Origin of the sequence: Pseudooceanicola sp. (genome assembly GCF_029213205.1) — a bacterium.
Lineage (GTDB): Bacteria > Pseudomonadota > Alphaproteobacteria > Rhodobacterales > Rhodobacteraceae > Pseudooceanicola.
Genome location: NZ_JARGNH010000001.1, coordinates 186985 through 203198 on the forward strand (window position 1 = coordinate 186985; position 16214 = coordinate 203198).

At 62.9% G+C, this 16214-nt stretch carries 11 protein-coding genes, 3 tRNA genes and 1 pseudogene; 6 read left to right on the top strand and 9 right to left on the bottom strand.

Translation table 11 applies throughout. The features are described 5' to 3' along the window. Nucleotides 1-96: 96 nt before the first annotated feature. The 7 genes and pseudogenes from P1U48_RS00965 to P1U48_RS00990 form a co-directional block, all read right to left on the bottom strand. Nucleotides 97-347: pseudogene (locus tag P1U48_RS00965) on the bottom strand (IS5/IS1182 family transposase); the annotation flags it as partial. Nucleotides 348-574: 227 nt separating this feature from the next. Then, a complete protein-coding gene (locus P1U48_RS18155) occupies nt 575-700 on the bottom strand; it encodes an IS3 family transposase (protein WP_366142858.1) in 126 nt (41 codons plus the stop codon). A gap of 583 nt (nt 701-1283) precedes the next feature. Then, nucleotides 1284-1358: transfer RNA gene (locus P1U48_RS00970), tRNA-Gly, on the bottom strand. A 596-nt stretch (nt 1359-1954) separates the two neighbouring features. Then, nucleotides 1955-2689: a TerC family protein gene (locus P1U48_RS00975; protein WP_301066301.1), complete on the bottom strand. Its 735-nt coding sequence runs from the start codon at nt 2687-2689 to the stop codon at nt 1955-1957. Nucleotides 2690-2740: 51 nt separating this feature from the next. Beyond that, on the bottom strand, nt 2741-3262 hold the full coding sequence (locus P1U48_RS00980; RefSeq protein ID WP_301066302.1) for a DUF2314 domain-containing protein: 522 nt from the start codon (nt 3260-3262) through the stop codon (nt 2741-2743). Then, nucleotides 3259-6702, bottom strand: a complete 3444-nt coding sequence (locus P1U48_RS00985; protein ID WP_301066303.1) for a pyruvate carboxylase — start codon at nt 6700-6702, stop codon at nt 3259-3261. The genes P1U48_RS00980 and P1U48_RS00985 overlap by 4 nt, the downstream gene beginning before the upstream one ends. 286 nt (nt 6703-6988) lie before the next feature. After that, nucleotides 6989-8074: an alpha-hydroxy acid oxidase gene (locus tag P1U48_RS00990; RefSeq protein ID WP_366142851.1), complete on the bottom strand. Its 1086-nt coding sequence runs from the start codon at nt 8072-8074 to the stop codon at nt 6989-6991. A gap of 108 nt (nt 8075-8182) precedes the next feature. On the opposite strand from P1U48_RS00990, the gene P1U48_RS00995 reads away from it, so the two are divergent. The 4 genes from P1U48_RS00995 to P1U48_RS01010 all read left to right on the top strand — a co-directional run bounded on the left by P1U48_RS00995 (nt 8183) and on the right by P1U48_RS01010 (nt 11472). Further along, nucleotides 8183-10534 (top strand): UvrD-helicase domain-containing protein, encoded by a 2352-nt coding sequence (locus P1U48_RS00995; RefSeq protein WP_301066304.1) that lies wholly within the window; start codon nt 8183-8185, stop codon nt 10532-10534. 110 nt (nt 10535-10644) lie between these two features. Next, entirely contained in the window at nt 10645-11187 is a 543-nt protein-coding gene (locus P1U48_RS01000) for an NADPH-dependent FMN reductase (RefSeq protein WP_301066305.1), read from the top strand. A gap of 101 nt (nt 11188-11288) precedes the next feature. Continuing rightward, nucleotides 11289-11365, top strand: a tRNA-Asp gene (locus tag P1U48_RS01005). A 30-nt stretch (nt 11366-11395) separates the two neighbouring features. Beyond that, nucleotides 11396-11472: transfer RNA gene (locus tag P1U48_RS01010), tRNA-Asp, on the top strand. 21 nt (nt 11473-11493) lie between these two features. Here P1U48_RS01010 and P1U48_RS01015 read toward each other — a convergent pair. Continuing rightward, on the bottom strand, nt 11494-12213 hold the full coding sequence (locus P1U48_RS01015) for a hypothetical protein (protein ID WP_301066306.1): 720 nt from the start codon (nt 12211-12213) through the stop codon (nt 11494-11496). 142 nt (nt 12214-12355) lie between these two features. Between P1U48_RS01015 and P1U48_RS01020 the strand changes: the two genes are divergently transcribed. Then, on the top strand, nt 12356-13234 hold the full coding sequence (locus P1U48_RS01020; protein ID WP_301066307.1) for a glycosyltransferase family 2 protein: 879 nt from the start codon (nt 12356-12358) through the stop codon (nt 13232-13234). Nucleotides 13235-13296: 62 nt separating this feature from the next. Here the strand turns inward: P1U48_RS01020 and P1U48_RS01025 are convergent, their stop codons facing one another. Further along, on the bottom strand, nt 13297-14670 hold the full coding sequence (locus tag P1U48_RS01025) for a M20/M25/M40 family metallo-hydrolase (RefSeq protein WP_301066308.1): 1374 nt from the start codon (nt 14668-14670) through the stop codon (nt 13297-13299). A 314-nt stretch (nt 14671-14984) separates the two neighbouring features. Between P1U48_RS01025 and hemA the strand changes: the two genes are divergently transcribed. After that, nucleotides 14985-16208 (top strand): 5-aminolevulinate synthase, encoded by a 1224-nt coding sequence (gene hemA, locus P1U48_RS01030; protein ID WP_301066309.1) that lies wholly within the window; start codon nt 14985-14987, stop codon nt 16206-16208. Nucleotides 16209-16214: the final 6 nt, after the last annotated feature.

The following is a 16214-nucleotide window of genomic DNA, read 5'->3' on the forward strand; positions in this document are numbered from 1 at the left end:
AGTCCCTTTTCAGGAACGCTGTCCCCGCATCAGGGCTGTTTCGCCTGATCGCGATTCCCGCGGCTCGATATATGCCCCGTGGGCCGTCTCTCCGCGTCATGGGGCACGCAACCGGGGTGGCCTGGCGAGGTTGTTGGCGGCCAGGTCGAGCGAATGAACCGCGACCGGACCCGTTCGACGCCGCGATCCATGGTCCGAGCCATGCCGCCGACGGTTTTGGCCCATCCGAACGCTTCCTCGCTCTTCTTTCGGGGCTTCAGGGGCTGGGCGTGGCCCTCGTGCCGGGTGGTTCGGCCATCGATTGCTGAATGTCTCGCTTTCCGGGCGACATGCGGTGTGACGCAAAGTGCCGCGACGCCCATGTGTTTCATCAGCGTCGCGACATGCAACCGCCCGACCTTGAAGCCCTCCCGGACCAGCAGCCCTTGCAACATCCGGCTGCCCGCGAACCCACAGCACGTTCGGCGCATCGGCATAGAAGTTGCGGTAACCAGATCGGCGGCAGGGCGTCCCCTTGGATCGCGCTCCGTGGGGGTCACGAACTTGCGGCGACGAACGCCTCTCAAGCCGTTGGCTAGCATAGACGCTCGACACGCTTCCGGCCGACCTGGATGCCTTCATCGGCCAGCTCGGCGTGAATGCGGGGTGCCCCACAGGTCTCCTTCGACGCTTCATGGATTGCTGCGACCGGCTTGCTCAGCCTCTCGTCGGCAACCCGCCAGACGCTCGGCGGGCGGCTGTGATGGCATGGAACCCGCTGCGGGACATCCCCAGCCTGCGCGACATCATCTGGACAGAATGCGCGGCCTGGTTCGCGGTCATGAACTCGAAGACCTCCGCGATGTCACGTTGTCTTGTGCAAACCAGGCCGCGGCCTTTGAGAGGATATCGCGCTCCTGGCGAAACGGCCTCACCTCGCGTCGAAGTTGACGCAGGATGTGATCAACCGCGATCATGGCGGCGCAGGGCTCATACGCCCGCGCCAAACTATCAACCCTGCGCCCAATGCGCACCCGCGTGACCATCTGATCCCTGAACTCCGCAGGCTACGGGTTCCGCGTTCCCGGCATGAAAAACACTCTTCTTCATCAGTGAAAAGTGTCCGTCAAACCGGGGGAACTCCAACCCCACTTGGGCAAGGTCCGGGGTCTTGGGTCTTGCGCTGACGCAGTGCCGCGTGCCGAAATCCGCTGCCGGGTCCGATCCGGCGCGGACTTCCGCCCAAATCTACCCGGCCGGTCACGCTGTGACCTGCCGCTCATCCCGATAAGGCTAAGAAAATTTGGAGCGGGCGATGAGATTCGAACTCACGACCCTAACCTTGGCAAGGTTATGCTCTACCCCTGAGCTACGCCCGCGTCCTTGGGTGAGGGATGATCTATTGGCTCTCGCCCAAGGCTGCAAGTGGAAAAATGCACCCGCCGCCAAGAAATCCAGAACCTCAGAAAACCGCGCTTGCCTCAACGGGCTGAGCATCCGAGGGGTGGCCAGGGGCAGAGGCCGTTCGGGCCGCGATCGGATCGGGTGGAGCGGCGTGCAATGCCTCTTCCTCGGGGCAGGATCCGTCATTCCTGTCGGCCTGCTGGAGGCTGGTTTTTTCCAGACGCCCTGATTGTATAGAATCCGCAAAGAGAATCAGCCTTCGGCTGTGTGATCTGTTGTGGCCGCATCAGGGTGTCGGCGCGACCATGTCGCCTGACGGTGTGTGCATCCGAAATAGGACAGCCGTCGAAATCTACATTTTTTACCGGTTTCATGCGGTCAACCTGGGTGACTTGTTTGCCCGATACTCTGATCAGGGGCGCCGGTCGCGCAGATGCTCCGCCGCCCGAAAATTTGGTTCGGTTCAATCCAGAGGCGATCCAGAATTTTCGACACTATATAATAGAGAGAAAAGTAGATGCCGGAAGAACCGTCCATGGGTTGTCTGGTTCCCGCGCAAACCCGGCTCCGGTCAGCCCTGTTCTGACTCGGCTTTCAGCTTGCGTCGCCGGGCGGCACGCAACAGGTTCAGCGCCTCGACGGATCCGGAAAAGACCATGGCGGCGTAGATGAAGCCCCGTTCAAAATGCACGCCAAAGCCATCCGCGACCAGCGCCATGCCGACCATGACCAGGAACGCCAGCGCCAGCATCTTGGTCGAAGGATGCGCCTCGACGAACTTGGCGATCGGCTCTGCGGCCACCATCATCACCAGGATCGCCACGACAATTGCGGCGACCATGACCTCCAGATGATCCGCAATACCGATGGCGGTGATCACACTGTCGAGCGAGAACACCAGATCGAGCAGGATGATCTGGAAGATCACGGCGCCAAAGGTGGCACGGCCGACGCCTGCTTGATCCGTTTCGCCCTCGACCTCGTTGAAGATTTCGCTCGAGGCTTTCCACAGCAGGAACAGCCCACCGGCCAGAAGGATGATGTCGCGCCATGAGACGCCATGGCCCATGACGGTCAGGACCGGGGCGGTCAGCCCTGCGATCCAGGCAATCGAGACCAACAACAGCACGCGCACCACCAATGCACCACTCAGCCCCAGCAGGCGCGCCGCGCGGCGCTGGCTTTCGGGCAGGCGCGAGGCGGTGATCGAAATGAACACCACATTGTCGACGCCCAGAACGATCTCAAGCACTGTCAGGGTCAGGAAAGAGGCCCAGATCGCCGGGTCGCTCAGAATCTCGAACATGGTATTTCCTTGTGCTGTCGTCTCAGATAACCGACCAGCGGCACGGCGCGGTCATTTCCAGGCGGCGGGAACCGGATCCGCCGACAGGGTGCCACTATGCCGCGCGGCATCTTCCGGTGTCATCTGGTCAAGCTGCGCCCGCAGCAGATAATCGCCATAGATCTTGCCATCATCCAGATAAATCGCCCAATCCATGATCTGTGCCTCTTCGAAGGGCAATTTCTGACCGATGATATAGCCGGTCAGCACCACAGGCAGCCCGGCGATATGACCGGCAAAGCCGCCCTCCGGCAGTAGAAAGAACGGGCTGACCCAGATCAGTTCGGTGGTTGGCGCTTCGCCCAACTGGATCAACAGCCGGGTGCCGCGGATGCCCTCGCCAGAGCGGTCGATGGCATGGGCCAGAAATTTCGGTAGCGTTGCCTGTGCCGCCTGCACCGGGGTCACCAGATCGGCCACGCTCGGCTGGCGATATTGAACGCTGTCAGCCTGGGCAATGACCGGGAACACCGCCAGAAGCGGGCTCACTACGAGGGCGAGAGTGGTCAGAAGTCGCAGGTTTGGACGTGTCATTCGTATTCCAATAGCAAATCCTTGGCGTCGATCTGTGCCCCAATCGAGACCTGCACCGATTTGACTGTACCGGTGCGATCGGCATGCAGACCAGTTTCCATCTTCATCGCTTCGATGGTCAAGAGCAGGTCGCCCTCGACCACCGAACTTCCAGCCGCGACTGCCAGAGAAGCCACAACCCCCGGCATCGGCGCGGCGATATGGTTGGCGTTACTCGGGTCGGCCTTGGGCCGCGCCGCCTTGGCGCTGGCCGCCTTGCGATCCGGCACCCGGATGATCCGGGGCTGGCCGTTCAGCTCAAAGAACACCCGGACCTCGCCGTCATCCTGGACCTCGCCGACCGCTTGCAGGCGGATTTCCAGGGTCTTGCCTGGGTCGATTTCGGCGGTGATCTCTTCGCCCGGGTCCATGCCGTAAAAGAAGGTCCGTGTCGGCAGGGCCCGCACCGGGCCATAGATAGCGTGACGATGGGCGTAATCCTCGAAGACCTTGGGATACATCAGATAGCCGTTCAGGTCCTCGTCATCGACATCAATATCGCTCAGCCTGGCTTTGATTTCGCGGCGGCTTTCTTCGACATCGACCGGATCCAGATGCAGGCCGGGCCGGTCGGTCCTGGGGGGCTCGCCCTTCAGCACCCGGGACAGGATCGCGGCGGGGAAACCACCCGGAGGCTGGCCGAGATTGCCGCGCAGCATGTCGATGACAGAGTCGGGAAAGCTGACCTCCTTATCCGGGTTTTCGACATCGGCCCGGCTCAAACCCTGGCTGACCATCATCAGCGCCATGTCGCCGACCACCTTGGAAGAGGGCGTCACCTTGACGATATCGCCAAGCATCTGGTTTACGTCCGAGTAGGCCTGCGCCACCTCGTGCCAGCGTTCTTCAAGCCCGAGGCTGCGCGCCTGCGCCTTGAGGTTGGTGAACTGGCCGCCGGGCATTTCATGCAGGTAAACCTCTGAGGCCGGGGCCTGCATGCCGCTTTCGAACGCCGCGTATTGGCCGCGCACCGCCTCCCAGTAATTGCTGATCTCGCGCACCGCGCCGATGTCGATGCTGCTGGCGCGGGGCCCGTGTTTCAGCGCTTCGAGCACCGAGCCAAAGGTCGGTTGCGAGGTGTTGCCGCTGAATGAATCCATCGCCACATCGACGCAATCCACCCCCTTGGCCGCCGCCGCCAGAACCGTGGAAATCGCCGCGCCGCTGGTGTCATGGGTGTGGAAATGGATCGGCAGGTCGACCGCGTCCTTCAGCGCCGGAAACAGCTTTTCCGCCACCGCCGCCGTCATCACCCCGGCCATGTCCTTGATCCCCAGAACATGCGCGCCTGCGGCCTGCAAGTCTTTGGCCATGCTGACATAATAGGCGATGTTGTATTTCTCTCGGGCCGGATCCAGCGCGTCGCCAGTGTAACAGATCGTGCCCTCAAGCAGCTTGCCGGAATCCAGCACCGCATCCATCGCCACCCGCATGTTTTCGACCCAGTTCAGGCTGTCAAACACCCGGAACACATCGACACCGCTCGCCGCTGCCCGGGCGACGAAGCCCTGCACCACATTGTCGGGGTAATTGGTATAGCCGACGCCGTTGCTGGCGCGCAGCAGCATCTGGGTCATCACATTCGGCATCGCCGCGCGGATGTCGCGCAGCCGCTGCCAGGGGCATTCCTGCAAGAACCGATAGGCGACATCAAAGGTCGCGCCGCCCCAGCATTCGACACTGAACAGCTGTGGCAGGTTGGCGGCATAGGCGGGCGCGACCTTGATCATGTCGAGGCTGCGCATTCGGGTTGCCAGCAGGCTCTGATGACCGTCGCGCATTGTGGTGTCGGTGAACAGCAATTCCTGCTGCGCCTTCATCCAGTCGGCCACCGCCTGCGGGCCCTTTTCCTCAAGCAGGTTGCGGGTGCCATAGGTCATCCGCTCCTGCCGCAGCTCGGGCAGGCGCGGCGGTTTCAGATCGGGATGCGGGCGCGGGCGGCCCTGCACTTCGGGATGACCATTGACGGTGATGTCGGCGATATAGGTCAGCACCTTGGTGCCCCGGTCCCGGCGCTGCTCGAAGTCAAACAGCGCGGGCGTGTTGTCGATAAAGGTCGTGGTGTAGTCGTTTGACAGAAACACCGGGTGTTTCAGCAGGTTCTCGACAAAGGCGATATTGGTGCTGACCCCGCGAATCCGGAATTCGCGCAGGGCGCGGTCCATCCGGGCAATCGCCTTTGCGGGCGTCTGCGCATGGGCGGTGACCTTGACCAGCAGGCTGTCATAGAACCGGGTGATCACCCCGCCCGCATAGGCGGTGCCGCCGTCCAGGCGAATGCCCATGCCGGTGGCGGACCGAAAAGCGGTGATCCGGCCATAGTCGGGGATGAAATTGTTCTGCGGATCCTCGGTGGTGATCCTTGTCTGCAGGGCATGACCGTTCAGCCGGATCTCATCCTGGCTGGCCTTGCCGGTCGCCTCGGCCAGGCTCTTGCCTTCGGCAATCATGATCTGCGCCTGGACGATGTCGATGCCGGTGACCTCTTCGGTGACCGTATGTTCGACCTGCACCCGCGGATTGACCTCGATGAAATAGAATTTGTCGGTGTCCATATCCATCAGGAATTCGACAGTGCCAGCGCATTCGTAATTCACATGGGCGCAGATCTTGCGGCCCAACTCGCAGATTTCTGCGCGCTGCGCCTCGCTCAGATAGGGGGCGGGGGCGCGTTCAACCACCTTTTGGTTGCGGCGCTGGACTGAACAATCGCGCTCATACAGATGGTAAATCTCGCCGTGCCGGTCGCCGAGGATCTGCACCTCGACATGGCGGGCGCGGGTGATCATCTTTTCCAGATAGCCCTCACCATTGCCAAAGGCGGCCTCGGCCTCGCGTCGGCCTTCACGAACCAGTTCCGGCAGTTCGGCGGCGCTGTGGATCGGGCGCATGCCGCGCCCACCACCGCCCCATGAGGCCTTGAGCATCAGCGGGTAGCCGATTTTCTCGGCCTCGGCGCGGATCACATCCATGTCCTCGCCCAGGACTTCGGTGGCAGGGATCACCGGCACCCCGGCGGCCATTGCCACCCGGCGGGCCGAAGCCTTGTCGCCAAGGGCGCGCATGGTTTCGGCGCGCGGACCGATAAAGGTGATCCCGGCCGCGTCGCAGGCCTCGACCAATTCGGGGTTTTCCGACAGCAGGCCATAGCCGGGATGCACCGCGTCGGCGCCCGCCATCTTGGCCACCCGGATGATTTCGGGGATTGCCAGATAGGCGGCAACGGGGCCGAGCCCGGCACCGATGCGATAGGCCTCATCCGCCTTGAAGCGATGCAGGCCGAGCTTGTCCTCTTCGGCATAGACCGCGACTGTCTTTTTCCCCATCTCATTGGCCGCGCGCATGATGCGGATGGCGATCTCACCGCGGTTGGCGATCAGGATTTTCTTGAATTCGGGCATGGGCCGCGTCCTTTCCGGTCAGGGCCGGGGCGTTGGCTGCGCGCCCGTCTTTCGAACAGCAAACAATACGCTGCGGCGCAGCGCAAGGGGCGTTGCGGCTGTGGCCAGTGGCGGGGGGGGGCTGTCTGCCCCCCAACCGGGTCTGTGACCCGGTTCCCCCCCGAGGATATTTATGACCAGAGGAAGCGGGGATGTTTCGGCAACAGCGAGGCTCAGACGACGTCTGACCAAAGCCGCCCGCGCACCTCTTCGGGTCGGGTCAGGCCCATCTGGATCAGCCCGGAGGTCATGTCTTCGCTGAGGATATGGCTGACCTGGGCGGGGGGGGGGGGGGGGGGGCGGCGCCGTTTGCGCCAAAGGCGCCGACCCCCCAGATCCAGGCGCGACCGAGCATCACCAGGTCGGCGCCGAGCGCGATGGCACGCAGGATGTCGAGGCCCGATTCGGTGGCGCCGTCATAGATCAGCGGGTAATCCGGGCCGACCGCGGCGCGGATCAGGGGCAGGGCGGTGGCCGATCCAGGCGCGCCGTCGAACTGGCGGCCACCGTGGTTGGAGACCCAGACCGCATCGACGCCCAGGTCGCGCAGCAGCACCGCCTCGGATGGGACCAGCACGCCCTTGGCGATGATCGGGCCATCCCAGAGATCGCGCAGGCGTTTCAGCAGCTCCGGATCGGGGGCGGCATGCGGGGCCAGGCCGACATGGCGGGCGGGTTCGTGCACTCCGGCGTATTTCTGCAGCGAGCGGACGGTCGGGGGGCCGGCGCGGGCCACCGCCAGCGCCCAATGCGGGCGCAGCAGCGATTGTGCGAACAGGCGCGGGGTGATCCGCGGCGGGGTTTGCAGGCCACCGCGGCGCTGGCGTTCGCGCCGGGACGGGCCGGGCACGTCGACAGTCAGCACAAGGGTATGAAACCCCGCATCCTTGGCGCGTTTGAGCAGGTCTTCGCAATGCTCGGGGACGCGCGGCGGATAGAGCTGGAACCAGCCGTTGTCACCGATATGCGGCGCCAGATCCTCGACCGAGGCGGCGGCGACGGTGGAGAGGCCAAAGGGCATGCCCTGGGCGACGGCGTTCTTGGCCAGCATCACCTCGGCACCGGGCCAGAACAGCCCGGTCATGCCGACCGGCGAGACCCCGAAAGGCCGGTCATAGGCGCGTCCCAGAAAGGTCGTGGTCAGATCCGGTTCGGTCCGTCCTTTCAGCACTGCTGGCGCCAGGATCACGTCGTCCAGCGCCGCCCGCGACCGGTGGATCGCCAGGTCGTCACCGGTGCCGCTGTCGAGATATTCCCAAGCGAAATGCGGAATCCGGCGTTTGGCACGGCGGCGCAGATCGGCGATATTCGGGTATTTGAGGTCAAGTGTCATGGGCGCTGACTTTGCGAATTAACCGGGCGCAAGGCAAGTTGAAATCAGACGTGAACATCTGGTGAACATGCTCTTTTGTTTTGGTGGCTCTGCGGGTAAACTGAAGCGATGAGCAGTCATGACGAATTCGACGCCTTTGAAGGCGCGGCCAGCGTATCCCTGTCCTCGCGCGCGATGGCCGCCCGGCCTTCGCCCTATCTGGATGAATTGAACCCGGCCCAGCGAGAGGCGGTCGAGGCGCTGCAGGGGCCGGTGCTGATGCTGGCGGGGGCGGGCACCGGCAAGACCAAGGCGCTGACCGCGCGGATCGTGCATCTGCTGAACACCGGCGCGGCGCGGCCCAATGAGATCCTGGCGGTGACCTTTACCAACAAGGCGGCGCGGGAGATGAAGGACCGGGTCGGCCGGATGCTGGGCGAGGCGGTCGAGGGGATGCCCTGGCTCGGCACCTTTCACGCGATCTGTGTCAAGCTGCTGCGCCGCCATGCTGAGCTGGTCGGGCTGAAGTCGAATTTCACCATTCTGGACACTGACGATCAGCTGCGGCTGCTGAAGCAATTGATCGCCGCCAACAGCATTGACGAAAAACGCTGGCCGGCGCGGCAGATCGCCTCGATCATCGATGGTTGGAAAAACCGCGCCTGGACGCCGGACAACGTGCCCGCATCCGAGGCTGGGGCCTATAACCATCGCGGCACCGAGATCTATGATCAGTATCAGACCCGGCTGCGGGAGCTGAACGCGACCGATTTCGGCGATTTGCTGCTGCATGTGGTGACGATTTTCCAGAAACATGGGGATATCCTGGCGCAATATCAGCGCTGGTTCCGCTACATCCTGGTGGACGAATATCAAGACACCAATGTCGCGCAATATCTCTGGCTGCGGTTGCTGGCGGCCGAGCACAAGAACATCTGCTGCGTCGGTGATGACGATCAGTCGATCTATGGCTGGCGCGGTGCCGAAGTGGGCAATATCCTGCGGTTCGAAAAGGATTTTCCCGGCGCCAAGGTGGTGCGGCTGGAACAGAATTACCGCTCGACCCCGCATATCCTGGCCGCCGCTTCGGGCGTCATTCGCGGCAATCAGGGGCGATTGGGCAAGGAATTGTGGACCGAGGCGGCCGAGGGCGAAAAACTGCGCCTGATCGGCCATTGGGACGGCGAGGAAGAGGCGCGCTGGATCGGTGAAGAGATCGAGGCGATGCAGCGCGGCACCCGCGGGATGGCGGGGTTTTCGCTGGATCAGATGGCGATCCTGGTGCGCGCCAGCCACCAGATGCGCGCCTTTGAGGACCGGTTCCTGACCATCGGGCTGCCCTATCGGGTGATCGGCGGGCCGAGGTTCTATGAACGGATGGAGATCCGCGATGCCATGGCCTATTTCCGGCTGGTGGTGTCGCCTGAGGACGACCTGGCCTTTGAGCGGATCGTCAACACCCCCAAACGCGGCCTCGGCAACAAGGCGCAGCAGAATATTCAGCGGGTGGCGCGGGCCAATGGCGTGCCGCTGATCGAAGGCGCGCGGATCCTGCTGGCCGAAGGCGGCATCACCGGCAAGGGCGCCGGGCAATTGCGCGCCCTGGTCGAGGGGCTGGCACGCTGGGGGCGGATGACCGGCGACGCCGACATGACACACATGGAACTGGCCGAGATCGTGCTGGACGAAAGCGGCTATACCGCGATGTGGCAGAACGACAAGACGCCCGAGGCGCCGGGGCGGCTGGAAAACCTCAAGGAACTGGTGAAGGCGCTTGAAAACTTTGAGAATCTGCAAGGGTTCCTGGAGCATGTCAGCCTGATCATGGACAATGAATCCGACGATGGCGGCGCCAAGGTATCGATCATGACGCTGCATGCCGCCAAGGGGCTGGAATTTCCGGTGGTGTTCCTGCCGGGCTGGGAGGACGGGCTGTTTCCCTCACAGCGCACCATGGATGAAAGCGGGCTGAAGGGCCTCGAGGAAGAGCGCCGCCTGGCCTATGTCGGCATTACCCGGGCCGAACAGGTCTGCACCATCTCCTTCGCTGGCAACCGGCGGGTCTTTGGCCAGTGGCAATCGGCGCTGCCGTCGCGGTTCATCGATGAATTGCCCGAGGAGCATGTCGAGGTGCTGACGCCGCCGGGGCTCTATGGCGGCGGCTTTGGCGCGGCCGCGCCGCAGAGTCAGATCCACGAAAAGGCGGCGCGGGCGGATGTCTATAACTCGCCGGGCTGGAAACGCATGCAGGCGCGACAATCCAATCGCCCGATGGCGCAGCCGCAGGAGGTGCGCCGCCAGGTCATCGACCTGGAGGCGGTCAGCGCCTTTACTGTCGGTGAGCGGGTGTTCCACCAGAAATTCGGCTACGGCGCGATCACCGCGATCGAGGGCGACAAGCTCGACATTGCCTTTGACAAGGCCGGGCAGAAAAAGGTGGTGGCGAAATTCATCATGGGCGCGGATGACGTGCCGTTCTGAGGTCATGGCATTGGGTTGGCCTGGGCAGAGGGTCGCCGCAAGCGGCGATGCCTCCGGCGGGAATATTTCTGGCAAGATGAAGCCTGGCTGTTCGAGGGGCGGGGGGTGACATGCGGATCTTGGGGCTCTGTGGCTCGCTGAGGGCGGAGTCGAGCAATATGGCATTGTTGCGAGGCCTGGCCGAGGTGGCGCCGATGGGGATGGATCTGCGCCTGCGCACCCCCGCCGGATTGCCGTTGTTTTCACCGGATCTGGAAGGGCCACCGGCCGCGCAGGCGGTCGAGGCCTTTGCCGCCGAGGTCGGCGCCGCCGACGGGATGGTGATCGCCTGTCCGGAATATGTGCACGCGCTGCCGGGAGCCTTCAAGAATGCGCTGGATTGGCTGGTCAGCCGGGACGAGATCATCGGCAAGCCTATCGCCCTGCTGCATGCGACCCACCGGGGCGCCGATGTGGCGCGCCAGTTGCACCTGGTTCTGGGCACACTGTCCGAGAGGTTCTGGCCCGATCTCGAGGCCAGGTTTCACCTGATGAGGCAGACACCGGATGAGATTTCTGCACATCTGCGGATGCCGGTGAATCGGCAGATTCTGCAGCAATTCCTGAGCGATTTCACCGGGCGAATCCAAACGCGTGGTGATGTCGGCGAATGAACCGCGAAACTTGCACCGAATTCTGTGACTTGCGGCTTGACGGGGGCAGGGGTTGCCCCTAGAACGCCCGTCACGTCCGGGCATGCCCGGGCGGGCAGTCAGCGGTTGTAGCTCAGCTGGTTAGAGTACCGGCCTGTCACGCCGGGGGTCGCGGGTTCGAGCCCCGTCAACCGCGCCACTGCCCCGTCCGATGTCCGTCGCGTCCCGCGCGGTTGTAGCTCAGTTGGTTAGAGTACCGGCCTGTCACGCCGGGGGTCGCGGGTTCGAGCCCCGTCAACCGCGCCACTTTCTTTCAGTTCGAATTATTCAGTAAGAATAGCCGAGGGCGGCCTCCTGCGCCGGATCGAGGCGTGATTTCAGATGCTGAAGGTCGGCCGGGCTGAGCTGTGCCGGGGTCGCCGGGCGGTGGTCCAGCGCCGGTTTGAATTTCGAACCCAACCGTCGGGTGATGCCACGGAAATTGCCGCCGGGCGCGGGCAGGGCAAAGGCTGCGCTGAAGGCTGCGACAAAGATCTCGGGATCGCCGATCAGGGTTTCCATCCGGGCAAAGACCACGTTGCAATCACGGGCCAGATAGCTGCTCAACCCGGCCAGCTTGGCCTGGCGCAGGGCAAAGATATCGGCAAAGCGGGCGCCGGTCAGCGGGTGCCGGTCATGTTGCAGCGGCTGGCCGGTCAGCCCCAGTGACGCGGCCTCTTCGAAATAGCGGTCACGGTCGACGAGACTGTCCCATTCGGCGCGGATGAAACCGGAGAGATCGAGGCGCTGCATCTCGGCGCTGCAATGCCAGGGCTTGGCATGCATCGAGCGGACCCAATCGACCGCGTTGCGCACCATGCAGACGATCACCGTATCGGCGGGGACCGCCGCCATCTGGGCAAACCCGTGTTTCCAGCCCAGGGCCTCGGTGGGTTTCAGCGGCGTGTTGCGGCCCAACACCCGTTTGGCGAAGTTGGTGCCGGAGGAGCGTTCGCCCATCACCTGAAACCGGGTCACCGGCACGCCGGTGCGGTGAGCAAAAAACACTCCGGTCCGGGCGAAATCAGATGGCAGCAAGGCGAGATCCCTTCTTGCGGCACGGGTGCAACGGCGCCTGCTCAATCGATTTCCACGATTCTCCTTTCACCGCAACCGCGCTATGGTCGGAAAAACTGGAAAGCCCGAGAAGATGCAATCCACCGCCTGTGCCATCACCATGCTGCGCGACGATCTCTTTTTCCTGGAGATCTGGCTGCGCCATTACGGCGACATGCTGGGGCGGGAGAATTGTTATGTCATCGCCCATGGTCGTGAGCCCGAGGTGCTGGCGATGGCCGAGGGCTGCAATATCATCGGCATTCCCGGCGAACATCACAAGAATTTCGACATGAAGCGCTGGCGGCTGTTGAACAATCTGGTGATGGGGCTGAACCCCTATTACAAGCATGTCATCGTTGGCGATGTTGACGAATTGGTGGTGGTCGACCCGGCCGAGGGCAAGACCCTGCTGGACTGGCTGGAGGACGCGCCAGAGCGGCGGGTGTTCACCCCGCTGGGGCTGGAGGTGCTGCACCGCATCGACGTCGAGGATGAGGCGATTGGGGCGCAGGTGCTGGGCCCGCGCCGCCATGTCCGGGTGGCGCCGCATTATTCCAAGCCCTGCATCGTCTCGATCGGCACCAAGATCGCCCGGGGCGGCCATTTTGCGCAATTCGACAAACTGTTCACCCCGGATGCGCTTTACCTCATGCATCTGAAATTCGTTGATTTCGGCGCCTATTCGGCGGCCATGGACCGGCGCAATCAGGTGACCGAGGCGGTGCAGGTGGAAAGCTACAAGGATGCGGCGATCGGGCGGCATTGGTTTGCCGCCGAACGTGGCGAGGACCGGGCGGTGTTCGAGGCCTTTGCCGAGATGCCGCTGGCGTCGGATTTCGACATGCGCCCGATCCGCCGGGCGATGCAGCGCAGCTGGAAGGCCCGCGGCAACACCGGGTTCTGGGCCTTTGACCGGCCGGAATACGACCAGCTTTATATCTTGCCAGAACGCTTTAACGGCGCCTTGTAGGGCACAGTAGATAAAGCATTTTCGATGGATCGATCGGGGACGCGTCTCGCTTCGCCGCGCGGCTATCGGGTCAGTGCATCCAGGATTCGGGCCCAGCTGCGCATGCCCTTGTGAAAGGAGTCGACGTCGTATTTCTCATTCGGGGAATGGATTTGGTCGTCATCCTTGCCAAAGCCGACCAGCATCGCGTCCATTCCGAGGATCGATTTGAAATACCCGGCAATCGGGATCGAGCCGCCACAGCCGACATAGGCGGCAGGCAGTGGCCATTCATCGCTCAGCGCCTGGCGGGCCTTGTCAAATGCCGGGTCTTCGATCGACATCTGGCTGGCGGGCGAGGCGCCATGACCGCGGAACTCCACCTCGACATCGGGCGGCAATTGCGCGCTGACATGGGCGCGAAAGTTTTCGCGGATTTTATGCGGGTCCTGGGTGCCGACCAGCCGGAACGAGATCTTGGCATGGGCATCGGCAGGCAACACCGTCTTGAAGCCGTCGCCGGTGTAGCCGCCCCAGATGCCGTTGACCTCGCAAGTCGGGCGCGACCAGATCATTTCCAGCGGCCGACGACCGGTTTCGCCGGAGGGTTCGGACAGGCCGACACTGTTCAGAAAGGCGGTATGATCGAATTTAAGGTCATCCCACTGCGCAATGATTTCATTGCTCATTTCCGGGACACCATCATAGAATCCCGGCACCGTGACACGGCCAGTCTCATCATGCAGACCGGCGATGATCCCAGACAACACCCGGATCGGATTGGCGGCGACGCCGCCATACATGCCCGAATGCAGATCGCGGCTGGCGGCCTTGATTGTCAGCTCTTCGCCCAGCATCCCGCGCAGCATGGTGATGATCGCCGGGGTCGTGCTGTCGAACAATCCGGTATCGCAGATCAGCGCAATATCGGCTTTCAGCTCGTCCGCGTTTTCCTTCATGAAGGGGATCAGAGAGGGTGAGCCGGATTCCTCTTCGCCCTCGAAGAAAAAGGTGATGCTGCAGGGCAGGCTGCCATATTCGGCTTTCCAGGCGCGGCAGGCCTCGACAAAGGTCATCAGCTGGCCCTTGTCATCCGAGGATCCGCGCCCGCGAATGACCGGCCCGGCGGCGGTGTCCTGAACCTGTGGATCAAACGGGTCGCGATCCCAAAGGTCAATCGGATCAACCGGTTGCACGTCGTAATGGCCGTAAAACAGCAGATGCGGCCCGTCGCCCTCGACATGGCCGACAACCATCGGATGGCCGGTGGTCGGGCGTTTCTCTGCGGCAACGCCGATGCTGCGCAAGTCCGCGACCAGCCAATCGGCGGCACGCTCGCAATCGGCCTTGTTGGCGGGGTCGGTGGACACCGATGGGATCCGCAGCAGGTCAAGCAGGCGTTCGGTCGCGGCGGGCAGTTCGGCATCAAGGCGGGCAAGGACGGGTTCTAATGACATGGTCGACTCCGGTGGCTTTGGCGTGAGGGTAGCAGCCCGTCACCGGGTGTCCAGCGCCGTTGCGCGGTGCAAAATCCTGCCTGCACCGATTTGACGCAGGCCGGGCTGATTCGGCATATCTAACTGAAAATCAGAGAAAACCCTGACAAATCCGGGGCAAGTTTGACCTGAGTCAAAGTGGTTATGCCCGAACCTGGCCTAAGGCGGTTGCGAAAACCAAGCGCGGCTTATATCCATTTCAAATCTTTCGGCGTCCCCGGGGGGCGTGAGGAGCGGCCAACGGCGCGCAATACATCGCAACGGAGGGGATGGCTGTGGACTATTCTGCCCATCTGGACAAAGCTTTGAACGATCTGCACGAGGAAGGGCGCTATCGCACCTTCATCGACATCGTGCGTCACAACGGCACTTTTCCGCATGCGACCTGGCACCGTCCCGACGGCACCGATCAAGAGGTCACCGTCTGGTGTGGCAATGATTACCTGGGGATGGGCCAGCATCCGGTTGTCCTGAGCGCGATGCATGAGGCGATCGACGAAGCCGGCGCCGGTTCCGGCGGCACGCGCAACATTTCCGGCACCACAGTCTATCACAAGCAGCTTGAGACCGAATTGGCCGATCTGCATGGCAAAGAGGCGGCGCTGGTCTTTACCTCAGCCTATATTGCCAATGACGCGACCCTGTCGACGCTGCCTTTGCTGTTTCCCGGTCTGATCATCTATTCCGACTCGCTGAACCATGCCTCGATGATCGAAGGGGTGCGCCGCAACGGTGGCGCCAAGCGGATCTTCCGGCACAACGATGTGGCGCATCTGCGCGAATTGCTGGCCGCCGACGATCCGGCCGCGCCCAAACTGATCGCCTTTGAATCGGTCTATTCGATGGATGGCGATTTCGGCCCGATCGAGGCGATTTGCGATCTGGCCGATGAATTCAACGCGCTGACCTATATCGACGAGGTCCACGCGGTCGGCATGTATGGCCCGCGCGGTGGCGGGGTCAGTGAACGCGACCGTCTGGCGCATCGGATCGACATCATCAACGGCACCTTGGCCAAGGCCTTTGGGGTGATGGGCGGCTATATCGCGGCCTCCGAGCGGCTGGTCGATGCGATCCGCTCCTATGCGCCGGGGTTCATCTTTACCACCTCGATCCCCCCCGCGATCGCGGCAGGGGCGGCGGCCAGCGTGCGGCACCTGAAAACCGATCAGGCCCTGCGCGAGCGGCATCAGACCCAGGCCAGCATTCTCAAGCTGCGGCTCAAGGGGCTGGGGCTGCCGATTATCGACCATGGCAGCCATATCGTGCCGGTCATCGTCGGCGACCCGGTGCACACCAAGATGCTGTCGGACATGCTGCTGGATCAATTCGGTATCTATGTTCAGCCGATCAATTTTCCGACCGTTCCGCGCGGCACCGAACGGCTGCGGTTTACCCCGTCGCCGGTCCATGGCCCCAGGGAAATGGACACGTTGGTGAACGCAATGGATCAACTTTGGTCGCATTGTGCGCTGAATCGCGCCGACATGGCCGGTTAACCCTGC